The sequence below is a fragment of the Ginsengibacter hankyongi genome (genome assembly GCF_008710285.1).
Taxonomy (GTDB): domain Bacteria; phylum Bacteroidota; class Bacteroidia; order Chitinophagales; family Chitinophagaceae; genus Ginsengibacter; species Ginsengibacter hankyongi.
The window spans coordinates 68,942-91,838 of sequence record NZ_VYQF01000002.1 but is presented as its reverse complement, the minus strand read 5'-3'; the positions used below and the strand labels follow the sequence as shown (position 1 = coordinate 91,838).

At 36.0% G+C, this 22,897-nt stretch carries 23 protein-coding genes; all 23 read left to right on the top strand.

Going from position 1 to position 22,897, the window contains the following annotated elements; all coding sequences use genetic code 11:
• Positions 1–33 precede the first annotated feature (33 nt).
• The 23 genes from FW778_RS09905 (at position 34) to mnmE (ending at position 22,860) form a co-directional block, all read left to right on the top strand.
• Positions 34–1,731 (top strand): tetratricopeptide repeat protein, encoded by a 1,698-nt coding sequence (locus tag FW778_RS09905; protein ID WP_202552172.1) that lies wholly within the window; start codon positions 34–36, stop codon positions 1,729–1,731.
• 259 nt (positions 1,732–1,990) lie between these two features.
• Positions 1,991–2,299: an NADH-quinone oxidoreductase subunit A gene (locus FW778_RS09900; protein ID WP_235906185.1), complete on the top strand. Its 309-nt coding sequence runs from the start codon at positions 1,991–1,993 to the stop codon at positions 2,297–2,299.
• Between the two features lie 83 nt (positions 2,300–2,382).
• On the top strand, positions 2,383–2,967 hold the full coding sequence (locus tag FW778_RS09895) for an NADH-quinone oxidoreductase subunit B (RefSeq protein WP_150414547.1): 585 nt from the start codon (positions 2,383–2,385) through the stop codon (positions 2,965–2,967).
• A 73-nt stretch (positions 2,968–3,040) separates the two neighbouring features.
• Positions 3,041–3,547: an NADH-quinone oxidoreductase subunit C gene (locus tag FW778_RS09890; protein WP_150414546.1), complete on the top strand. Its 507-nt coding sequence runs from the start codon at positions 3,041–3,043 to the stop codon at positions 3,545–3,547.
• Between the two features lie 14 nt (positions 3,548–3,561).
• Entirely contained in the window at positions 3,562–4,791 is a 1,230-nt protein-coding gene (locus FW778_RS09885; protein WP_150414545.1) for an NADH-quinone oxidoreductase subunit D, read from the top strand.
• Between the two features lie 39 nt (positions 4,792–4,830).
• Positions 4,831–5,328, top strand: a complete 498-nt coding sequence (locus FW778_RS09880) for an NADH-quinone oxidoreductase subunit NuoE family protein (RefSeq protein WP_202552171.1) — start codon at positions 4,831–4,833, stop codon at positions 5,326–5,328.
• 88 nt (positions 5,329–5,416) lie between these two features.
• On the top strand, positions 5,417–5,821 hold the full coding sequence (locus FW778_RS09875) for a VOC family protein (RefSeq protein ID WP_150414543.1): 405 nt from the start codon (positions 5,417–5,419) through the stop codon (positions 5,819–5,821).
• A gap of 8 nt (positions 5,822–5,829) precedes the next feature.
• Positions 5,830–7,185 (top strand): NADH-quinone oxidoreductase subunit NuoF, encoded by a 1,356-nt coding sequence (gene nuoF, locus FW778_RS09870; RefSeq protein WP_150414542.1) that lies wholly within the window; start codon positions 5,830–5,832, stop codon positions 7,183–7,185.
• 75 nt (positions 7,186–7,260) lie between these two features.
• On the top strand, positions 7,261–8,472 hold the full coding sequence (locus FW778_RS09865; protein ID WP_150414541.1) for a 2Fe-2S iron-sulfur cluster-binding protein: 1,212 nt from the start codon (positions 7,261–7,263) through the stop codon (positions 8,470–8,472).
• An 82-nt stretch (positions 8,473–8,554) separates the two neighbouring features.
• Positions 8,555–9,622 (top strand): NADH-quinone oxidoreductase subunit NuoH, encoded by a 1,068-nt coding sequence (gene nuoH / locus FW778_RS09860; protein ID WP_150414540.1) that lies wholly within the window; start codon positions 8,555–8,557, stop codon positions 9,620–9,622.
• A 158-nt stretch (positions 9,623–9,780) separates the two neighbouring features.
• Positions 9,781–10,302 (top strand): NADH-quinone oxidoreductase subunit NuoI, encoded by a 522-nt coding sequence (gene nuoI, locus FW778_RS09855; RefSeq protein ID WP_235906184.1) that lies wholly within the window; start codon positions 9,781–9,783, stop codon positions 10,300–10,302.
• A 47-nt stretch (positions 10,303–10,349) separates the two neighbouring features.
• Positions 10,350–10,868 carry an NADH-quinone oxidoreductase subunit J family protein gene (locus FW778_RS09850; RefSeq protein WP_150414538.1) on the top strand — a complete coding sequence of 173 codons (519 nt, stop codon included), beginning with the start codon at positions 10,350–10,352 and terminating at the stop codon, positions 10,866–10,868.
• 71 nt (positions 10,869–10,939) lie between these two features.
• The gene (nuoK, locus tag FW778_RS09845; RefSeq protein WP_150414537.1) at positions 10,940–11,266 is read left to right on the top strand and encodes an NADH-quinone oxidoreductase subunit NuoK; all 327 of its coding nucleotides are present in this window, start codon (positions 10,940–10,942) and stop codon (positions 11,264–11,266) included.
• A 51-nt stretch (positions 11,267–11,317) separates the two neighbouring features.
• Positions 11,318–13,246, top strand: coding sequence for an NADH-quinone oxidoreductase subunit L (gene nuoL, locus FW778_RS09840; protein ID WP_202552170.1), 1,929 nt, complete (start codon positions 11,318–11,320; stop codon positions 13,244–13,246).
• A 5-nt stretch (positions 13,247–13,251) separates the two neighbouring features.
• Entirely contained in the window at positions 13,252–14,745 is a 1,494-nt protein-coding gene (locus tag FW778_RS09835) for a complex I subunit 4 family protein (protein ID WP_150414536.1), read from the top strand.
• 41 nt (positions 14,746–14,786) lie between these two features.
• A complete protein-coding gene (locus FW778_RS09830) occupies positions 14,787–16,175 on the top strand; it encodes an NADH-quinone oxidoreductase subunit N (RefSeq protein ID WP_150414535.1) in 1,389 nt (462 codons plus the stop codon).
• A gap of 81 nt (positions 16,176–16,256) precedes the next feature.
• Positions 16,257–17,531 carry an ABC transporter permease gene (locus tag FW778_RS09825; RefSeq protein WP_150414534.1) on the top strand — a complete coding sequence of 425 codons (1,275 nt, stop codon included), beginning with the start codon at positions 16,257–16,259 and terminating at the stop codon, positions 17,529–17,531.
• Between the two features lie 235 nt (positions 17,532–17,766).
• Positions 17,767–18,630, top strand: a complete 864-nt coding sequence (locus FW778_RS09820) for a MotA/TolQ/ExbB proton channel family protein (RefSeq protein WP_150414532.1) — start codon at positions 17,767–17,769, stop codon at positions 18,628–18,630.
• Positions 18,631–18,692: 62 nt separating this feature from the next.
• Positions 18,693–19,343, top strand: a complete 651-nt coding sequence (locus FW778_RS09815; protein WP_150414530.1) for an ExbD/TolR family protein — start codon at positions 18,693–18,695, stop codon at positions 19,341–19,343.
• A 43-nt stretch (positions 19,344–19,386) separates the two neighbouring features.
• Complete coding sequence (locus tag FW778_RS09810; protein WP_150414528.1) at positions 19,387–19,917, top strand: ExbD/TolR family protein; 531 nt, start codon at positions 19,387–19,389, stop codon at positions 19,915–19,917.
• Between the two features lie 46 nt (positions 19,918–19,963).
• Positions 19,964–20,788 (top strand): energy transducer TonB, encoded by an 825-nt coding sequence (locus FW778_RS09805; RefSeq protein WP_150414526.1) that lies wholly within the window; start codon positions 19,964–19,966, stop codon positions 20,786–20,788.
• A 132-nt stretch (positions 20,789–20,920) separates the two neighbouring features.
• The gene (locus tag FW778_RS09800; protein ID WP_150414525.1) at positions 20,921–21,118 is read left to right on the top strand and encodes an ExbD/TolR family protein; all 198 of its coding nucleotides are present in this window, start codon (positions 20,921–20,923) and stop codon (positions 21,116–21,118) included.
• Between the two features lie 356 nt (positions 21,119–21,474).
• Positions 21,475–22,860: a tRNA uridine-5-carboxymethylaminomethyl(34) synthesis GTPase MnmE gene (gene mnmE, locus FW778_RS09795; RefSeq protein ID WP_150414524.1), complete on the top strand. Its 1,386-nt coding sequence runs from the start codon at positions 21,475–21,477 to the stop codon at positions 22,858–22,860.
• The last annotated feature ends 37 nt before the right edge of the window (positions 22,861–22,897 follow it).

The window sequence follows — 22,897 nt, the reverse complement described above, 5'->3', positions numbered from 1 at the left end:
AGTTATTAATCTAAATCAAGTAAAATGCGAAAAATGAAACAGCTTTTCTTATTATGTTCTTTAAGTTTTTTTGGAAAAACTTTATTTGCCCAGAGTATTGACGACGGTAAAAAGTTTTTAAATTATGAAAGGTACAACAGTGCTCAAAACGTGTTTAGCAAATTAGTTGCTGCTAATCCCAACGATATTGAAGCTGCCTACTGGCTTGGACAGACATATATTAAAAATGACGAAAATCCTGATACGGCTGCGGCAAAAGCTTTATATCAAAAAACCTTACAGGCAAATCCGAATGCACCTTTACTGATGGTAGGGATGGGAGAAATTGCTTTAATGGAGGGCCAGAAAGAAGATGCCCGTAATAAATTTGAAGCAGCGATAAGTATCCCAAAGAAAAAAGAATTACCAGAAATACTTGTTGCAGTTGGCCGTGCTAATATTGATACAAAAAGTGGTGATCCGGTATACGCTATTGCCAAACTAAACCAGGCAGCAGACAGGGAGAAAAAAGATGCGGAGATACAAATTCTATTAGGAGATGCCTACCGGAAAATGATTGATGGTGCTAACGCAACAACTTCATATAGTAATGCCCTGGCGCTTGATCCTAAAAACGCAAGAGCAGATTTCATGATAGGAAGGATATACGAAACACAGGGTTACGGCCAGGAGCCCATTTATATGAAATATTATAATGCTGCAATTGCCGCAGATCCAAATTTTGCACCGGTATATTACTGGTTATATAACTACTACTATCAACGTGATGTAAATAAATCAAGAGATTATCTTAACAAATACATTGCAGTTGCTGATCCTGATTCTAAGAACTGCTATGCAGAGGCTTCTCTTTTATATGTTTCCAAATTATACCAGCAAGCAATTACAAAGTCTGATGAATGTATTGCATCAGCAGGAACAAAAGTGTTTCCAAATTTATACGGTTTAAAGGCATATTCTTATGATAAAATGGGAGATTCGCTCAATGCAAAAAAATATTTTGACGAGTTTTTTACAAAAATAAATCCGGATAAAATAGGGCCAAACGACTATGCAACCTATGGTAAGGTTCTTTTAAAAATTCCGGCTACCGATTCTTTGGATAAAATACACAATGATTCTCTTGCTTCAGTGTATATAGATAAAGCCATAGCACTAGATACAGTTCCGGCCAATAAATTGGATTATGTAAAATCAACGGCAGAAAGCCTTATCGCATCTCAGAAATATGCAGAGGCCGGTAAATGGTATGCCAAAATTTTAAAGCTGAAACCTGACTATGGTAAAGTTGATTTGTACTATGCAGGTTATAATGATTACCGGGGAAGTGATTATGCAGGGTCTGATTCAATATTTGGGTTATATACGCAAAAATATCCTGAAGATATTTTTGGATGGTTCATGAAAGCTCATGCCCAGGAAGGGTTAGATTCTACCGGGGCCAACGGATTGGCAAAACCTTCTTATGAAAAAGTTATTGAAATAGCCGATACATCTGCGGATAAAGAAAAAGTTAAAGCAAATGAAATTACTGCTTACCGGTATATGGTTGCTTATTACTATAATGTGAAACATAATAAAGACTCTGCCATTGTCTATAACAGTAAAATACTGTCTTTAGATCCTAACGATACCCAGGCCCAGACTAATGATAAGGCATTACGAGCCTTACCAACCCAGCCTTCCCAACCAGCAAAGTCTCCTAAGAATACCGCGCCGGCTAAGAAATGAAATAAAAATTATTAATATCAGGCCCCGTTTTTATAGCGGGGCTTTTTTTATAGCGAGATTTTTTAAAATAATCTTAAAATCTTTCATTTTAATCTCTGTGAGCATTTACAATCGTGATGGAAAATTGAATGGGCTGTTGTATTTTTGCAAATAATATTTTTCAATATTGATACATATATTCTTTTTGCAGGCAGCTTCATCCGGCAATAGTACTTTAGATTATCTTCCAATAGGCATCCAGTTAATTTTCGCAATTATTTTGGTTGGTGGAATAATGACGTTAACGCATTTGTTTGGCCCAAAAAGAAAAACATCAGAGAAACTGGAAAATTTTGAAAGCGGTATTGAAGGGCATGGAAATGCACGTCGACCTATGGCAATTAAATATTTTTTAATAGCTATATTATTTGTTTTGTTTGATGTTGAAGTTATTTTTTTCTACCCATATGCTGTTAATTTTCGTGAATTGGGATGGCATGGATTTTTAGCAATTGTTATGTTTGTCGCATTCTTTTTATCCGGCTTTATTTATATTATTAAAAAAGGCGCATTGCATTGGGAAGAATAAAATTGGTAGCAATCAGCAATAGGCAATCCTTGTATTTATTGCTTGTATATTGCAATTTGATCTAAAAATTTAAAATTAAAAAAATGGCTCGCCCGGTTCAATACAATATTACAGATAAGAAAATAGAAGCACCAATAGCCTTAGCAACCGCTCCGGAAGGTCTTACCGGGGAAGGATTCTTTGCAACTAAATTGAGCGATGTTGTGGGACTTGCCCGTAAAAATTCTATCTGGCCTTTGCCCTTTGCTACAAGTTGTTGCGGGATAGAATTTATGGCCCTTATGGCTTCTCATTATGACCTTGCAAGATTTGGTTCTGAACGTGTAAGCTTTTCTCCACGTCAATGCGATCTATTGATGGTTATGGGTACTATTGCAAAAAAGATGGCGCCAATAGTTAAGCAGGTTTATCTTCAAATGGCTGAACCACGTTGGGTTTTAGCAATGGGGGCCTGCGCAAGCAGCGGCGGAATATTTGATTCTTATGCGGTGTTACAGGGTATTGATCAAATTATCCCGGTTGATGTGTATGTGCCCGGTTGTCCTCCAAGACCCGAGGCAGTATTGGATGGTTTCATGAAAGTGCAGGACCTGGTGGGCAAAGAAAATTTGAGGCGCAGAAATTCGGAGAGATATAAAGAATTAATGAATAGCTATGGCATACAATAAATGTAAAATGTAAATGAAAATTTATTACCGGATTTATCATTTTTGCATTTTATATTTTTATGAATTTTAAATTATGGCATTAACTAACGAAACAATCAGGCAGCATTTAACTGAAAAATTTGGTGAAGAAATTTATGATTGGGAGGAGCCCTATGGTTTACTCACATTTACTTCAAATAAAGATTTAAATCTTAAAATACTCCAGTTTTTATTTGATGACCCTACGCTGCAATTTCGTTTTCTTACAGACCTTTGTGCGGTTCATTATCCTGAAAAAAAAGGTAAAGAAATAGCCGTGGTTTATCATCTACATAACCTCGTTAATAATATTCGCATCCGGTTTAAAGTTTTTACAGATATAAATCAACCTGATGTATTTAGTGCAGCTGCATTATATGCTTCCGGCAATTGGATGGAAAGAGAAACCTACGATTTTTACGGCATAAATTTTATTGGACATCCTAATCTTGTGCGGATTTTAAATGCAGATGAAATGGATTATTTTCCAATGCGCAAGGAATATCCGTTAGAAGAACAAACAAGAGTTGATAAAGATGATGAAATGTTTGGCCGTGATTAAAAATTGATAAATTAATGTCAGATACTAAACAACATATAAAACTTCCGGAACATTCTTTAGAAAAGAAAACCACTACTTTAAATCTTGGACCTACACATCCTTCAACTCATGGTGTTTTCCAAAATGTTGTTGAGCTCGATGGAGAGCGTGTGGTAAGTGCCGAACAAACTGTTGGATATATTCACAGGGCATTTGAAAAAATTGCCGAGCATCGTCCACTATACCAGATCACACCACTTACTGATCGTTTGAATTATTGTTCATCTCCTATAAATAATATGGGATGGCATATATGCTGCGAAAGATTGTTGAAGGTTAAAACTCCAAAGCGGGTAGACTATTTGCGCATCATTATTATGGAGCTTGCAAGAATTTCTGATCATTTAATTTGTAACTCAATTGTTGGTGTAGATTCTGGTGCTTACACAGGTTTTCTTTATGTGATGCAATATCGTGAACTGATATACGAAATTTATGAAGAAATATGTGGCTCCAGGTTAACAACGAACATTGGTCGCATCGGAGGTTTCGAAAGAAACTTTACCAATGAAGCCTTTGCAAAACTGGAAAAGTTCATAAAAGAATGGCCGGTTGTTCTTGAAGAATTTGAAAATCTTTTTAACCGCAACCGCATTTTTATGGATCGAACTATTGATGTAGGTCCTATAAGTGCAGAGCGTGCTTTAAACTATGGATTCACTGGTCCAAATTTACGTGCCGCGGGCGTAGATTACGATGTACGCATTCATAATCCATACAGTAGCTATGAAGATTTTGATTTTACAGTTCCGGTAGGCACTACAGGTGATTGTTATGACAGGTTTCTTGTAAGAAACCAGGAAATGTGGCAAAGTTTAAAATTGATTAAAGACGCTTATCAAAAAGTTCAGGAATTTAAAGGAAAAGATGCGGAAGTTTTTCATGCAGATGTTCCTGAATATTATCTGCCTGATAAAAAAGATGTTTACACAAAAATGGAAGCGCTCATTTATCACTTTAAAATAGTGATGGGCGAAATTGAAATGCCGGCTGGTGAAATTTATTCCCCGGTTGAAGGCGCTAACGGTGAACTGGGATTTTATTTAATAAGTGATGGTGGCAGAGCTCCCTACAGATTGCATTTCAGGCGGCCATGTTTTATTTATTACCAGGCCTATTCCGAATTGACAAAAGGAGGAATGTTAAGTGATGCAATTATTACTATGAGTAGTTTAAATTTAATTGCAGGTGAGATGGATGCTTAATTGAGATAAAAAGCAGTTTGATTTTTAATAAAAAAAACAATGATTTTTTCTGAAGAACAATTAAATAAAGTTAACGCAATAATTAATCGTTATCCTGAAGGCAAACAAAAGAGTGCTATACTTCCCATATTGCATTTGGCACAGCAGCAGGGTGGTGGATGGCTTGATGTGTCTTCTATGGATTATGTGGCTTCGTTATTAAATATCAAGCCGATTGAAGTATATGAAGTAGCAACTTTTTATTCAATGTATAATACAAAATCTGTTGGTAAATATGTATTTGAAGTTTGCCAGACGGGACCCTGTATGCTTAATGGAAGCGATGACATAATTAAATATATTGAAGACAAATTATCGATAAAAAAAGGTGAGACAACTGCAGATGGATTGTTTACATTAAAAGTTGTTGAATGTTTGGGAGCCTGTGGGTATGCGCCCATGATGCAGTTTGGAAAAACATACCGGGAACATCTTACAAAAGAAAAAGTTGATAGTATAATTGAAGAATGTATAGCAAAAGCAGCGGCGAATAACTAGATTATTGAAACAGGATTTAATGTCTTTAAAAAATTTGTTTTCAAAGAAATAGATTCAACAATGGTTATAACAATAAAATTTTAAATTCATGAAACTTATACCATATCTGCATTTTGCGGGCAATGCACGGGAAGTTCTGAATTTTTATAAGAACGTCTTAGGTGGAGATATTGTTCAATTAGGAACCTATGGTGAAAGCCCGATACCAAGTGATGAAGATTATAAAGATAAAGTGATGCATGCAAGATTTGTTTTTGATGGAAATATGATTATGGTTTCTGATGTTTTTAAAGGGCAACCGGTTTCAACAAATGGAAATATCCAATTATCGGTTGATGTAGATAATGAAAGTAAATTGGACGAAGTGTTTAACAAAATGGCAGAAGGCGGAAAGGTAACTATGCCTTTAGCCGATCAATTTTGGGGGGCGAAGTTTGGAATGCTCCAGGATAAATTTGGAGTAACCTGGATGTTTAATTGCGAGAAGAAATAAGTGATAGTATGTCAAAAAAATTATTATTAGATAAAATTGGTATTGAAGGAATAAAAGGCTTCGAAGTTTACCGTCGCGAGGGCGGTTATAAAAGTGTAGAGAAAGCTTTTAAAATGCAGCCCAACGATATTGTAGAGGAAGTTAAGAAGAGCGGATTGAGAGGTCGTGGCGGCGCAGGTTTTCCGACCGGAATGAAATGGAGTTTTTTGGCGAAGCCTGAAGGTGTTGCAAGATATCTTGTATGCAACGCTGATGAAAGCGAACCTGGAACATTTAAGGATAGATATTTAATGGAGTTCATTCCACATCTTTTAATTGAAGGAATGATCGTCTCCTCCTATACGTTAGGAAGCAAAATTTCGTATATCTATATCCGTGGTGAATACGATTGGATAACAGATATTCTTGAAAACGCGATTGAAGAAGCCAGGCAAAATGGATTTCTTGGTAAAAATATTTTGGATAGCGGATTTGATTGTGAAATATATGTGCACCGCGGAGCAGGTGCTTATATCTGCGGCGAAGAAACAGCACTTCTTGAAAGCCTTGAAGGAAAAAGAGGATTGCCAAGAATTAAGCCTCCGTTTCCGGCAGTTAAAGGTGTCTGGGGCTCCCCCACAGTTGTAAATAATGTTGAAACAATAGCTGCAATTGTTCCAATCATAAATGAAGGTGGAGAAGCATATTCAAAAATTGGAGTAGGAAGATCAACAGGTACAAAATTAATTTCTGCGTGTGGTAATATTAATAAGCCGGGCGTTTACGAAATCGATATGACAATATCTGTGGAAGAATTTATTTTCAGTGATGAGTATTGCGGTGGCATTCCAAATGGAAAAAGATTGAAAGCGTGTATCCCTGGTGGTTCATCAGTTCCAATATTGCCTGCTAATCTTTTATTAAAGACTGCCAAAGGCGAAACACGATTGATGAATTATGAAAGTCTCGCTGACGGCGGGTTTGTAACAGGAAGTATGATGGGCTCCGGAGGCTTTATAGTTTTAGATGAAGACCAATGTGTAGTTCGCCATACATTAACGCTCGCAAGATTTTATCATCATGAAAGCTGTGGTCAATGTTCACCTTGCCGTGAAGGAACAGGGTGGATGGAAAAAGTATTTACCAAGATTGAAAATGGAAAAGGCGAAATGAAAGACATTGATTTGCTTTGGGATATTCAAAGGAAAATTGAAGGAAATACTATTTGTCCATTGGGAGATGCAGCAGCATGGCCTGTTGCAGCAGCAATAAGGCATTTCAGAGATGAATTTGAATGGCACGTATTAAATCCTGAAGAATGTTTAAAAAGAAATTATGGCCTGGCACATTATGCTGATGAATTACAAGCGCCCGTAACAGCATAATAATTTTGATTAATGATAATTCAATAATAAACTTTACACAATTAACTCCTAAGAGTTTTTGTGAAATAATATAAAATGGCTGAAGAAATAAAAAAAGAACCGCCTGCAAATTTTAAAATAACAATAGATAATATAACTATTGAGGTTCCACCCGGAACAACTATTTTAAATGCTGCACGAATGATAGGCCCGGAAGTTGCACCACCGGCGATGTGCTATTACAGTAAATTAAAGGACAGTGGTGGTAAGTGCAGAACCTGTTTGGTAGAAGTTGCTGCAGGTTCCACTGCCGATCCACGGCCCATGCCTAAATTGGTTGCTTCCTGCAGAACAAATGTTATGGATGGAATGGTAGTAAAAAATGTTACCAGTGAAAAAACGTTAGATGCAAGAAAAGGAGTAGTCGAATTTTTATTGATTAATCATCCACTGGATTGCCCCATTTGCGACCAGGCCGGAGAATGCCATTTGCAGGATCTTAGTTATGAACATGGCGTTGTTCAAACCCGTTACGAATTTAAAAGAAGAGCTTTTGTAAGAGAAGATATCGGTCCATACATTCAGTTGCACATGACACGATGCATTCTTTGTTATCGTTGTGTTTATGTTGCAGATCAACTTACAGATAACCGTGTGCACGGTATTTTAGACAGGGGCGATCATTCTGATATTTCAACATATATATCAAAAGCAATTGAAAACGATTTCAGTGGTAATATGATAGATGTTTGCCCAGTTGGTGCACTTACTGATAGAACCTTCAGATTTAAAAACCGGGTTTGGTTTTTAAAACCAATGGATGCTCATCGTGATTGTGATAAATGTTGTGGCAAAGTTACTTTGTGGAATCGGGGCGACGAAGTATATCGTGTTACAACACGCAAAGATCAATGGGGCGAAGTACAGAACGATGAAAACGGGAAGCCAATGTGGATATGCAATAACTGCAGGTTTGATAAAAAGCAAACATCTGACTGGGTTATTGAAAAGCCAACATCTATCAACAGACATTCAGTTATTTCGGCCAATCATTACCAGGTAAAAGTAATGCCACACGATCCATTGGATAAATTATTAAATGGAAGAAGTCCGTTGTTATTAATGGACATTCATGAAGAAAGTAAAGTGAACCAGCAGGATGTACATTTAGATGAATTATTTGGGCCGGCAACCGGAAAAACTTTTAATGGAGAGCCTCTTGCAACAGGACATAATGTAACAGATATTAAGGAAGGAGTCGGTGCGAATACGCAAGGAACAGATTCAACAAATCCTGGTACTCATTGAATTTTTTAAATTGAAATTAATAACTGAACAGGCTTTTAAATTTTGAACCCGCCTGCGGTGAGCAGGTTTTAGATTTTCATTTATGCATTTACTAGCAATTGATTGGGCTGTATTTACTGAAAAACTTGTTCTTATAATAGTTGTTGTAAGCGCCTCCCTTGTTATAGCTATGTATTCAACTTATGCTGAACGCAAGATTGCTGCAATAATCCAGGATAGGCGCGGACCCAATCGTGCCGGCCCTTTTGGGATATTACAACCGTTGGCTGATGGGTTAAAGCTATTTTTCAAAGAAGAAATTATTCCAAAATTTTCATCAAAATTTCTTTTCATTCTTGGTCCCAGCATTGCTATGCTTACCGCGATTATGATTGGCGCGGTAATTCCATGGGGCAATAAAATTCATCTTTTCAATCGCGATATTTCATTACAAATAGCTGATGTAAATATTGGTATCTTATATGTGTTTGGAATAGTAAGCCTTGGCGTTTATGGAATAATGATAGGCGGATGGGCAAGTAACAATAAATTTTCTTTATTGGGTGCAATGAGAGCAGCTTCTCAAATAATAAGCTACGAGCTTGCAATGGGCATTAGCCTTATTGCATTGCTGATGCTGAGTGGTACTTTAAGCTTAAAAACAATGGTAGATCAGCAAATGGATCATTGGTGGTATATTTTTAAACAGCCGTTAGGTTTTTTAATTTTTCTCGTTTGCGCTTTTGCTGAAACCAATCGTACTCCTTTCGATTTATCTGAAGCAGAAAACGAATTGATAGGTGGGTATCATTCAGAATATTCATCTATGAAACTTGGCTTCTATTTATTTGCAGAATATGTAAATATGTTTTTAAGCAGTGCGGTAATGGTTACCTTATTTTTTGGTGGGTATGATATTCCATTTGTGAATGACCATACATTAATAAATACAATAGGAACCAACTGGATGGCGGTTTTGCAGGGAGGAGCGTTTTTTATAAAAATTGTATGCTTCCTGTTTTTATTTATGTGGGTACGCTGGACCATTCCCCGTTTCCGTTATGACCAGCTTATGAATTTGGGATGGAAAATTTTATTACCATTGGCTTTATTTAATATGCTGGTAACCGGTGCAATAATTTTATTACATCAAAACAATTGGCATTTTTAAAAGAGTAGTATTAAAATCAATTTTAAAAATGAAGAGCAGTTATAAATTAAAATATACTTTTGCGGACAATAAATTTAACTTGTTTACAACCGGGAGAAAAGAAGGAGGGAGTTATGCAAGCATTAACTAACAGAGCAAAACCTGTCTCAAGGAAAAAAATGAATCTTTGGGAAAGTATGTATTTACCCGAAATTCTCAGGGGTATGTTTATTACTTTCAAACATATCTTTAGAAAAAAAGTTACCATAAATTATCCTGAACAAACAAGGCCTTTTAGCCCTGTGTTTCGTGGGTTACAAATTTTAAACAGGGACGAAGAAGGCCGTGAGAATTGCACAGCATGCGGCCTGTGTGCGGTTGCGTGTCCTGCAGAAGCTATAACAATGGAAGCGGCTGAGCGCCAGCCGGGAGAGGAACATTTATATCGAGAAGAAAAGTATGCGGCCAAATATGAGATCAATATGTTGCGCTGCATTTTTTGTGGATTGTGTGAAGAAGCTTGCCCTAAAGATGCTGTTTATTTAAGCGAAACTTTTGCCCCTGCTAATTATCAACGTAAGGGATTTATTTATGGGAAAAAAGATTTGTTGATTCCTCACCCAAAAGAGGATCCCGAAGCCTATGCAAAAGCAAAAGGCAGCAGAAAGTTACATCCGGAAGGACATGGAAATGAGAAGTAAAGTAACAGGCAATGAGTTATCGACAATAAGCAAACCGAAACAAGTAAATGGGAACGACGCAAATATTATTCTGGTTTTTATCTGTCCTCGCAATTGTAGGGGCCATTGGGGTTATATCTTCCAAAAATCCTTTGTATGGAGTTCTTTGGCTTATCATTGTTTTTTTCGCGATCTCCGGTCATTATGTTTTAATGAATGCGCAGTTTCTTGCAATTGTAAATATCATTGTTTATGCCGGTGCAATTATGGTGCTCTTCACTTTTGTAATTATGTTTATTGATTTAAATGAACATCCTGAAATTCCTAAAAATATTTATTTAAAAATAGCGGGCCTTATAGCAGGTTTATGTTTGTTAATTGTATTGGTTGCTGCACTTTCACACTCACCCACTGGTAATATCGAAATGAAAAATGGGACTAACGTAGGTCTCATTAAATATCTTGGCAAAACTTTATTTAATGATTATGTTGTTCCGTTTGAAATAAGTAGTGTATTATTTTTAAGTGCAATGGTAGGTGCTGTAATCATTGGTAAAAAAGAAAAAGAAATTAACGCTCGCGGATAATTTACGGTGAAATTATTTTAATAAGGTTTCATCGAATAAATGTCGTTTGAAGTTTAAGTAAAGTTGTAAGTATGGAAATTAAATGGTACTTGTTTTTATCAATCGCTTTGTTTTGCATAGGTGTTGTAGGTGCGCTCACCCGGCGTAATTCAATCATTGTATTTATGTGTATTGAACTTATGCTTAACTCGGTGAATTTGTTATTGGTTGCATTTTCTAAAATGCATCTTGGTGGTGCTATACCCAATGTCGCATCAGCAATTAATGCACAAATATTTGTATTCTTCATTATGATTGTTGCTGCGGCGGAAGTTAGTGTGGGGCTTGCAATAATTGTAATGATGTACCGAAACACAAAATCTATTGATATTAATTTTTTAAACAGACTTAAGAACTAATCAAGGATAAATAAATTTTAGTTTTCTTTTCATTTTATACCGGCTGTATTTATGATGAATATATTTGATGATGCTTATTTAATTCCTTTATTGCCTTTTCTCGGCTTTCTCATTAACGGGCTTGGAAGAAAAGTTATTCCAAAAAAAATTACAGGAATTATAGGTAGCGGCGTAATATTTATTTCTTTTTGCCTTAGCATATTAGTATTCGTCAATGTTTCAAAAGAAGGTTTTGTTCCTCAATACATAAATTATTTTTCCTTTATTGATATTGAAAAGCTTCATATTCCTTTTGAATTTCAAATTGACCAGCTCACATCTTTATTTCTTCTTATTATTACCGGGGTTGGATTTTTGATTCATGTGTATTCAACATCATACATGAAAGATGAAGACAACGTTGGTTATGCAAGATATTTTTCTTTTTTAAACCTGTTTGTTTTCTCAATGCTGCTTTTGGTAATGGGTGGCAATTATGTAATAATGTTTATGGGTTGGGAAGGTGTAGGATTATGTTCTTATTTGTTGATTGGTTTCTGGTTTAAAAACAACAGTTATAATAATGCAGCTAAAAAAGCATTCATTATGAATCGTATTGGCGATTTTGGTTTTATACTGGGAATCTTTTGGTTGATCAACACTTTTGGAACTACATCTTACCAAAATCTATTTAACGCTCAAACGGGTATATTATCTGTTATTACTGCAAAAGGTTCAGTTGTACTAACCGGAATAAGCTTATTACTTTTTGTAGGAGCAATGGGAAAGAGTGCGCAGATTCCCTTATACACCTGGTTGCCCGATGCAATGGCTGGTCCAACTCCCGTTTCTGCATTGATACATGCAGCAACGATGGTAACTGCCGGTATTTACATGATTGCACGCAGCAACATTATTTACTCAATGTCGCCATTTACAATGATGTTCGTTGCAATTATCGGGTTGTCCACGGCCGTGTTCGCAGCTATAATTGCATTAAAGCAAAATGATATAAAAAAAGTATTGGCTTATTCTACCGTTAGTCAATTAGGATATATGTTCCTTGGCTTGGGAGTTGGCGCTTATTCTGCCGCAGTTTTTCATGTTATGACGCATGCATTTTTCAAAGCGCTTTTATTTCTTGGCGCAGGTTCAGTGATACATGCAATGGGAGGCGAACAAGACATTAATAAGATGGGTGGACTTGGTAAAAAAATGAAGATTACTTACATCACATTTTTTATTGCATGCCTTGCAATTGCAGGAATACCTCCGTTCTCAGGATTCTTTTCAAAAGATGAAATTTTAGCGGCGGCATTTTCAGTTAATCCTTTATTATACATTATTGGTGTTGGCGGTGCACTGCTTACCGCATTTTATATGTTCCGGTTATTGGCCTTAACTTTTGCAGGAAAGTTTCGCGGTACTGACGAACAAATGCATCATCTGCATGAAAGTCCATCTGCAATAACTTTTCCGCTTATTTGCCTGTCGATACTTTCTGCAATAGGTGGATTAGTTGGTATACCTGAAATTTTTATGAAGAATGGGAATAAACTTGGAGATTTTTTATCGCCTGTATTTGCTGATTCGAATAAAATTTTGGTAACCAATACAACATCGTCACAAACTGAAATTATATTAATTGCTGTATCATCTCTTCTTATAATTATTGTTTGCATCTGGGCATGGAACAAGTATAAGAATTATGACGGATCAATAAAAGAAGAAAGCGCTTTCGCAAAGGCTATTCAAAATAAATTTTATGTGGATGAATTCTACGATATCATTATTGTAAAACCATTTAAAGCATTGTCACGGTTTTTGAGCAATGTTGTTGAAAAATCAGGAATTGATGCGCTGGTGAATGGTGTAGGAAAAGGCATAAATTATTCCGGCAGGCAAATACGATTGCTGCAAAGCGGCTATGTAGGAAGCTATATATTATTAATGGTTGCAGGATTATTATTGTTATTAATTATTCAATTGTTTACAAAATAAAATTAATGCTGGGCACTTATTATACATTTCCTGAATTACTGCTTTGGATTCCCCTGCTCACAGGCATTATATTATTTTTTATAAAAAACAGCAAAGTTGTAAAAACGGTTGCATTACTATCTTCATTACTAACTTTGGGCGTATCAGTTACCAGTTTATTTTATTCTGATATTGCACATCATCCTGAATATTTTAATTACAGCAATGTAAGCTATGTATGGATGCCTTATATAGGATCTAGTTTCAGTGTTGGACTCGACGGCATGGGATTTCTTCTTACTTTTTTAACTGCATTTACCTTCCCGCTTATTTTTGCGGCTACACATAAACGTGAATATGCTAACACGAATGTTTATTATGGTTTAATGTTATTAACTCAGGCAGGTATTACCGGTGTATTTGTTGCTACCGATGCCTTGGTGTTTTATTTCTTTTGGGAGCTTGCTTTAATTCCAATGTATTTTTTATGCAGCAGGTGGGGCGGAGAGTTCAGAATAAGAGTAACATTTAAATTTTTCGTATATACGTTTGTTAGCTCGTTGTTAATGCTGATAGGTGTAATATATGTTTACCTGCATACACCGCCGGTCTCTACACTTTCAGATCATTCATTCTATTTGAGATCGTTTTACAATGCAACATTAACAAGGGGAGAACAAAATGGTTTATTCTGGCTTTTCTTTTTAGCATTTGCTGTAAAGATGCCCATCTTCCCTTTTCACTCCTGGCAGCCCGATTTATATGAGCAATCTTCCAATTCTTCAGTGATGGTTTTAAGTGGTATAATGGTAAAAATGGGAATATTCGGAATGCTTCGCTGGTTGTTACCAATTTTCCCTGATGCTGTTGGCAGTTATCAAACGCTTGTAATTATATTCTGCGTAATTGGTATTCTTTATGGAAGCAGTATCGCATTTGTACAATCAGACCTTAAGCGCATCGTTGCCTGGTCATCTATTGCGCACATTGGGCTAATGGGCGCTGCAGTTTTTTCTGCTAATAATACAAGCCTGCAAGGCGTTATGCTGGAAATGTTTAATCATGGTATTAATATAATTGCTCTGTGGATTGTAGTTGATATTATTGAAAAGAAAACTGGCATACGCAAAATTTCAGAATTGGGTGGGCTTGCTATAAAATCGCCGGCATTATCCATATTTTTTCTCATTATTGTTTTGGCAAATATTGCGCTTCCCCTCACAAATGGATTTGCAAGCGAATTTCTGATGTTTACGGGACTCTTTGAATATAATAAATACCTGGCTGCATTTGCATGCCTCAGCATAATAATTTCAGCAGCTTACATGCTTAATATGATGCAAAAAGTTTTTTTTGGCGTGCCAAACACTTTTACTGAAAATGTTGGTGCAATAACAATGAGTCAGAAATTTATTTTGAGCATAATTGTATTGACGATAGTAATATTAGGAATTTATCCGGGGCCTCTCCTGCATTTAACACAAGGTTCGGTAACGGAAATTTTACAGAAATTTAAGTAAGATTCTTTAAGAAATATAAATAAAGGAAACAGGATTAATTTATGAACGCAATAATAATATCTGCACTTTGGGGAGTTGTAATGATGTTTGGCGGAGTTTTTTTTAAAAAATCCACCATACCTAAATACTGGGCTATTGCAGGTATTATCATTTTACTTGCCGCTAATATTTTAGAGTTTCGTGGTATTCAAATTTTTAATATTGATGTAAAAGGGATGTTGCACTTCGATAATTTTGGCTTGCAATTCAATACAATTTCTTTTATATGCACATTTTTATTTTTTCTTTTAAACGGAAGAGAAATTGAAAAGGTGGGGGAGAATGTATCGGAATACTTTGCGCTGATATTTTTTATTTTATGTGGCGTATCCATCTCGTCATCATTCAATACATTGCTGATGTTGTTTTTGGGAATTGAGATCATGTCCATTCCATCTTACATTCTAACGGGAAGCGATAAACGAAATTTAAAGAGCAATGAGGCATCATTGAAATATTTTTTAATGGGCGCTTTTTCTACGGGGCTAATGCTTATGGGTATTGCATTAATTTACGGGGGAAACTCTTTGGGTTCTTTCTATATTAATATGATAGAACTCGGTACTGGAAAAATGCCTGTGATGATTGCTGCAGGGTTGGTCTTATTAGTGGTATCGATGTCATTCAAAGTTTCTGCGGCGCCCTTTCATTTCTGGGCGGCTGATGTGTATGATGGTGCGCCTACAGTTTTTACCTCTTTTATGGCCACCATTGTGAAAATTGCAGGCTTTATTGCATTTATAAGGTTGTTCCAGGTTTCATTTGGTATTATACAACAGCAATGGCAAATGCTTATTGCAGTAATTACTGCTGCTACTTTGCTCATAGGAAATCTCACCGCTGTTTTTCAGCAAAGCGTCAAACGTATGCTGGCCTATTCAAGTATTGCACATGCCGGTTTTATGATGTTTGCTTTGTTTGCTTTAAATAATACAGCAAAGGAAGGATTGATTTTATATGCTTTGTCTTATAGTGTGGCAACCATTGGTATGTTTGCCATACTGGTTAAAATGAGCGATTATACTATTGAAGGCTTCAATGGCCTTTATAAATATCAGCCGGTCTTGGCTTGTACAGCTACTATATTCCTTTTATCGCTTACAGGAATTCCGCTTACTGCCGGCTTTGCGTCTAAGTTTTACATGCTTTTGGCTGCTGTAAAAGATGGCCATCAAATATGGCTCGTGGTATTAGCAGTTATTTGTGCCGCTATCAGTGCTGTTTATTATTTCAGGGCGATACAGGCAATTTATTTCAAAGAACCGCCTGCTGGAGCCTATCCACAATTGGATGTAACGCGAAATTTTAAATACCTTCTTATCATAAGCGCTGCTATAATTATTTTAGCGGGAATACTTCCTTCACTTGTTGTAGACTGGCTGTATTATTAATTTAGAAAATCCTACGGTAAAATTTCTGTTGAAATTGTATCTTCACTTTCTCCGTGTAATTAAATTTTTGGGGGAAAGGCTATGCAATTATCAGATTCACTTTCACTTGCTTTCCGAACAGTAAAAAGTAATAAGCTTCGAACAGGCATTACTGTTACTATAATTGCCTTGGGTATCATGGCATTGATTGGAATTATTACTGCTATTTCCTCCATGAACCAAAGCCTTACTGAGAATTTTTCAACTATGGGCGCCAATTCTTTCAGTATCCGTTACCAGGATAGGCAAATAAGATTTGGAGGAAGAAGGCAGGTAAAGAAGACAAGCCTTAGTGCATTAAAACAAAAAAAATCTGATAACGGAAAAATTATAACTTACCAGGAAGCAAAGCTTTTTAAAGAAAGATACCCTTTTCCGGCAATTGTAAGTATATCAATAAATGGTCCTCAAAATGTTATAGTAAATAATGAGGATGTGAAAACAAATCCTAATATAGCTATGACGGGAGTGGATGAGAATTATCTTGCCCTAAGTGGTTATACATTAGCCCAGGGCAGAAATTTTAATAAGATTGATGTACAAAGCGGCCGAAGCATTTGTATTATAGGAAATAGTGTTGCACAGAAGTTGTATGGCGATAATACACAGAGGGCTATTGATAAAATTATAACCGTTGCAGGTATTAAATATCGCGTAGTTGGATTATTAAAAGATAAAGGTTCCAGCGCTTTTTTAAATGCTGATAATGTCGTACTCACCACTTATAATAACATACGTCGTCTTTTTACTACCGATGGAACAACTTATAATTTGGGAGTTATGGTAGGTGATATCAAAGATATGGATGCCGCAATAAGTGAAGCAAAAGGAACCTTTAGGCCAATAAGAAAAGTTGCGATTGACGAGGATAATAATTTTTACATTGATAAAAGTGATAGTATTGCTGAAGTGTTTATGAAAAGCCTTGGAACTATCACTACTGCTGCGGCTTTTATTGGGCTTATTACTTTGATAGGGGCTGCTATAGGTCTTATGAATATAATGCTGGTGGCAGTGAATGAACGAACAAGAGAAATAGGATTAATTAAAGCGATAGGAGGAACAAAAAAAAGTATTCGTACACAATTTCTTTTTGAATCTGTACTCATAAGTCTTATAGGGGCTATTTTTGGAATAATATCAGGAGTACTAATTGGTAATGTTGTAGGCATGTTACTTCATACCGGATTTGTCGTCCCCTGGTTTTGGGTTGCTTTGGGAATTGTCGTTTGTTCGGCTGTGGGTCTTTTCGCGGGTTTATATCCTGCATTAAAAGCGGCTTCACTCGATCCAATTGTTGCTCTTAGGTACGAATAATTTTTTTCCTAATTCAGTTTTTTTTACCTGTAACTTTTTTAAGTTGTTTGATGAAATGAACTTTAATTTTTTTTATTTATTTCAACAGATTAAAATAATATTTTATTAACTTGTGCGCTCCTATAAAAATTTTTTTTGCTTGAATGGAACTTTTCAATTTTTTTTTCGCTACAATTGTACAATCAAATATTTAATCAAATTCATCTTAAACTTTTAACAAAAAAAACCTAACGTTATGGCAGAATCAAATACAACTGCAAGCTCAACTGTTAAAGCCACCACTTCGGTTCAGGCAAAAAAATCCAGCAACATTATTTCACTGCTTGCTCCAATAATTTGTATAGTCGCGGGCTATATTATCTGGCGTTTTGTTATTGGTTCCCCAAGTAATTTCACACAGCCTGATCCTTCGGGGGGATTCTGGCCTGATCATAAAGGACCAAAAAGCTCTTTTTCGCGAATGTATGATGGAGGAATCATCGTGCCTATATTGATTGGCTTATTTTTAATTGTTTTCACTTTCGTGGTCGAAAGGTGGTTAACTGTTGCCAAAGCTAATGGAAAAGGGTCTAATGCAGAGTTTATAAGAAAAGTACAATTTTATCTTGCTGATAAAAAAGTTGATGCTGCTCTCGCTGAATGCGACAGGCAGAAAGGTTCAGTAGGTAACGTAATGAAAGCAGGTCTTAGAAAGTACAAAGCAATGATAACTGAGACTGACCTTGATACGGAACAAAAAGTACTTGCTATACAAAAAGAAATAGAAGAAGCCACAGCTCTTGAATTACCGATGCTTGAAAAAAATCTCGTTTTCCTTTCCACTATTGCTTCTGTAGCTACTTTGATTGGGCTGCTTGGAACTGTGATTGGTATGATTCGAGCATTTAGTAACCTTGGATCTTCCGGTGGTTCTGAAGCTACCAGGGAGTTATCAGTTGGTATTTCTGAAGCGTTATATAATACCGCCCTAGGTATCGGAACCTCTGCTTTTGCTATTATTTCTTATAACATTTTCACAACGAAAATTGATGGCATTACTTATGGAATTGATGAATCTGGCTTTACACTTACACAGAGCTTTGCCTCACTTTATAAATAATTCGTTTTGTTTTGTGGAAATTTTTAGAAAACGAATCTAATTAAATATATAAAATACAATTCATGGGAAGAGCTAAAATAAAACGCGGGAGTACGAATGTTGATATGACAGCAATGTGCGATGTGGCGTTCCTGTTATTATCTTTTTTTATTTTAACTGGTCAGTTTAAACCTTCCGAAGCAGTGGAGGTTAATCCGCCAAGTTCTGTGTCCAATAAACACGCTCCTCAAAAAGATGCATTTTTAGTGTCAATTGATAAAGATGACCGGGTATTTCTAAACCTTACTGATGATATTAAAGGTGATATCTGGGATGAATTGGTGAAAGAGAAAAATTTAAATGTTTCTGCTCAGGATAGAAAAGATTTTATGGGTACGGACTTTATTGGTGTTCCCTTTAGTCAATTATTGCAATTTATTAAAATACCTTCTGAACAAAAAAAGAATATAAAAATGCCTGGTATTCCGATTGATAGCACCAACAATGAATTGGAGGCATGGATATCGGCTGCAAGTACTGCAGGGCAAGGAAAAAAACTAAATTTTCTTATAAAGGGCGATAACTCTTCAAAATACTTCGCTTTTGGCAGAGTTATAGATGCTTTTAAGAAGAATGATATATTTAAATACAATCTTGTAACAAATGCTGAGGATGTTCCCCCTGGAACTGTGTTATACGAGGAAAATTTGAAGGCACAACATGGGGGTAAGTAATTACTACTGATTAATTAATTATTCAAAATAAAATATTTCTACTATGGCAGAAATGGAAGTAAAATCGGGTGGCGGTCATAAAGGACCCGGTGTTAAAAAGGGGAAGAAGCTTTCTACACGCGTGGATCTCACACCAATGGTGGACCTCGGGTTTCTATTAATTACTTTTTTCATTTTCACTACCACTCTTGCTGAGCCAACAGCTATGAACCTGGCTATGCCAAAAGACACAAAGGATCCTAACTTAGAAAATAAAGTAAAAGAATCCGGATCACTCACTCTTATGCTTGGTAAGGGTAATGTTGTCTACTATTACTATGGTAACGATCCTACTAAAATGCAAACAACCGGGTATAAAGATTTGAGGAAAATTATACTTGACAAAAAGAAAAGTACTCCTGTAGATGACCTGTTTATTATTATTAAACCTGATAAAGACGCCACCTATAAAAATGCTGTTGATGTGCTGGATGAGATGACCATAAATGATATTGGCAGATATGCCATGGTTGATCCTACGCCAGATGAATATAAATTAATTCAACAAACAGAAAAGGCAGGCGGAGTGCAATAATTTTTATGGAAAAATTCTGTTTAGGTATCTAAATAAAAAATAAGATATGGAAGCTAATCAAATATTAAAGTCAGATCTTTTGGATATCCTTTTTGAAGGAAGGAATAAAGAATATGGCGCTTACGAACTCAGGAAAACTTATAATAAAAGAATTAAGATCGCACTGGGAAGTACGGTTATCATTCTTTTATTGATTTTTGCAGGCTCTGTTATAGCCGATAAGCTTTCCTCGTCAAAAGATGTAAAAGTAGTTCAAACAAAAGATCTCGTGATGGAAGCAGCTCCTAATGAGCCGCCACCACCTCCACCACCGCCGCCACCAAAATTACCACCACCGCCACCGATAGCCACCATTCAATTTACTCCTCCAAAAGTGGTAAAAGATGAAGAAGTGATAAAGCCACCACCAGAAGTGAAGCAAATTGAAGAAGCTAAAGTGGATGTTAAGACGGTTGAAGGAACAAAAGATTTGGGTATAGTTGCACCTCCTGTGGAAGATAAAGGAACGCAGGTTGTAGCCGCTCCGGTAGCTAAGGATGAAGATGCTGATAAAGTGTTTACTAAAGTGGAAATCGATGCTCAGTTTCCAGGAGGTCCCGGCGCATGGCAAAAATATGTAACTAGGGCAATCCAGGCAGATATCGATGAATTTACTGAATCTGATTATGGTACTTGTATAGTAAAGTTTATAGTGGACAAGACCGGCAAGGTTAGCCAGGTTGAAGCAACTACTATGAAGGGTACCAAACTTGCCGAGATTGCAACTAACGCAATAAGAAAAGGACCCAACTGGACGCCGGCTCAGCAAAACGGAAGATATGTGAATGCTTACCGTTTACAACCAGTAACTTTAACAAATCCCGATCAATAATTTGTTTTTATTTAATTTATAAAGAGATGCTTTTTAGCATCTCTTTTTTTTGCTATAGTTTTTGAGATTACTTTTATTTCAATTACCTTCTTATGTAATCTCCTGGTTCGTGCATCTTAAATAAAAAAAACTATGGCACAGTTTGAAGAAACCACCCGCAGATCAAAAAGATATTCATCAGGACAATTAATCAAGGTTGACCTTACACCGATGGTTGATCTTGGTTTTCTGCTGATAACTTTTTTTATATTAACTACGACTCTTTCAGAGCCAACAATGACAAATCTTATTTTGCCAAAAGATAGTGCTGCTAAAATTCTGGTTAAATGAAATGCTGTACTTACGCTTACGCTTACACGAAATGATTCCATTAAATATGTTGATGGATCTGATCCTGATAAAGTAATTAATAAGTATTGCACTTTTAAAAACCTTCGTTTTGTTATTCAGCAGAAACAAAAAAAAGTTGCGTCGATTTTAGGAAACAGTTCAGAAACTACTGTAATCATTTACCCGCAAGACCAGGCAACTTATAAAAATTTTATCGATGCAATGGATGAAATTCAAATAAATGATATAAGCCATTATTTTGTTATGAATTCAAAATAATATCTCAAAAACTATGTTTCGGTTATTAACTTCACCATCTTCACCACAGGCTACAAACGCTTTCTTATCTTTACAAAATGGATGGAAAATTTTCCGAATGGGATGATACAATTGTGGCAATTGCTACACCGCCTGGTATTGGAGCAATTGGTGTAATAAGATTAAGTGGACATCAATCATTTGAAATAACTAATAAATTATTTCCGTCAAAAGATCTAAAAATTCAGCGGCCTAACACGCTCCATGTTGGATATTTAAAAGACGGTAATGAAGTGCTGGATGAAGTAGTAATTTCAATTTTTAAAGCACCATCGTCCTACACAGGAGAAGATGTTATTGAAATAAGTTGTCATGGTTCGCCTTATGTTCAACAAAAGATAATTAATGCGCTCATTAATAACGGGGCACGGCTTGCTAAAGCAGGTGAATTTACACAAAGGGCTTTCCTTAATGGCAAGTTAGATCTTATCCAGGCTGAGTCTGTTGCAGACCTTATTGCCAGTAATACAACGGCATCACAAAACGCGGCATTAAAAAATATGAGGGGTGGCTTTTCTCTTATTTTAAAAGCAATGAGAGAACGCCTGATTCAGTTCTCTGCTTTAATTGAGTTGGAACTTGATTTTAGTGAAGAAGATGTAGAGTTTGCAGACAGGCAAAAGTTTCTTGATCTGTTGGATGAGTTGGCAGCAACTGTAAAAAATCTATTACAGTCTTTTAAATTGGGAAATGTTATAAAGAATGGAGTAAGTGTGGCAATAGTAGGAAGTCCTAATGCAGGTAAATCAACTTTATTAAATACCTTTCTTAATGAAAATAGGGCCATTGTAAGTGAGATTGCGGGTACTACAAGAGACACTATAGAAGAAGTGATAAACATTAATGGAATCTTATTCAGGCTTATTGACACTGCGGGTATTCGTGAGCATTCTGCAGATTTGATTGAAAACATGGGTGTTTTAAAAAGCAAAGAAAAAATACAGCAGGCTGATATCGTTTTGTATCTATTCGATATAAATACATTTAAGGATGATGAAATTATTTCTCTTATCAGCGATATTAAAAAGCAAAACAGTAATGTGATTCCTGTTGCCAATAAAATAGATAGCAGTGATGAAATATTGCTACAACATTGCAAAGAAACATTTAAAGAAGCTGTTTTTATTTCAGGAAAAATGAGCTGGGGTATTGAAATACTCAAAGAAAAGTTATTCACTATTGTTACCGGTGGTTCTAACTTATCAGAAAATGTAGTAATTACAAATGCCCGTCATTACAGTGCGCTTAAGGAAGTGCAGGCTTCGCTTCTCGAAATAAAAAGGGGAATTGAAAATAAATTGCCAGGAGACCTGTTATCACAAGATATTCGCAGGTGTCTTCATTTTCTTGGAGAAATTACCGGGGAAATATCAAATGAAGATATGCTGGATTACATATTTAGTAAATTCTGTATCGGGAAATAATTGCCTCCATAAGTTCTAGTTATAAGGCGTATAGTTA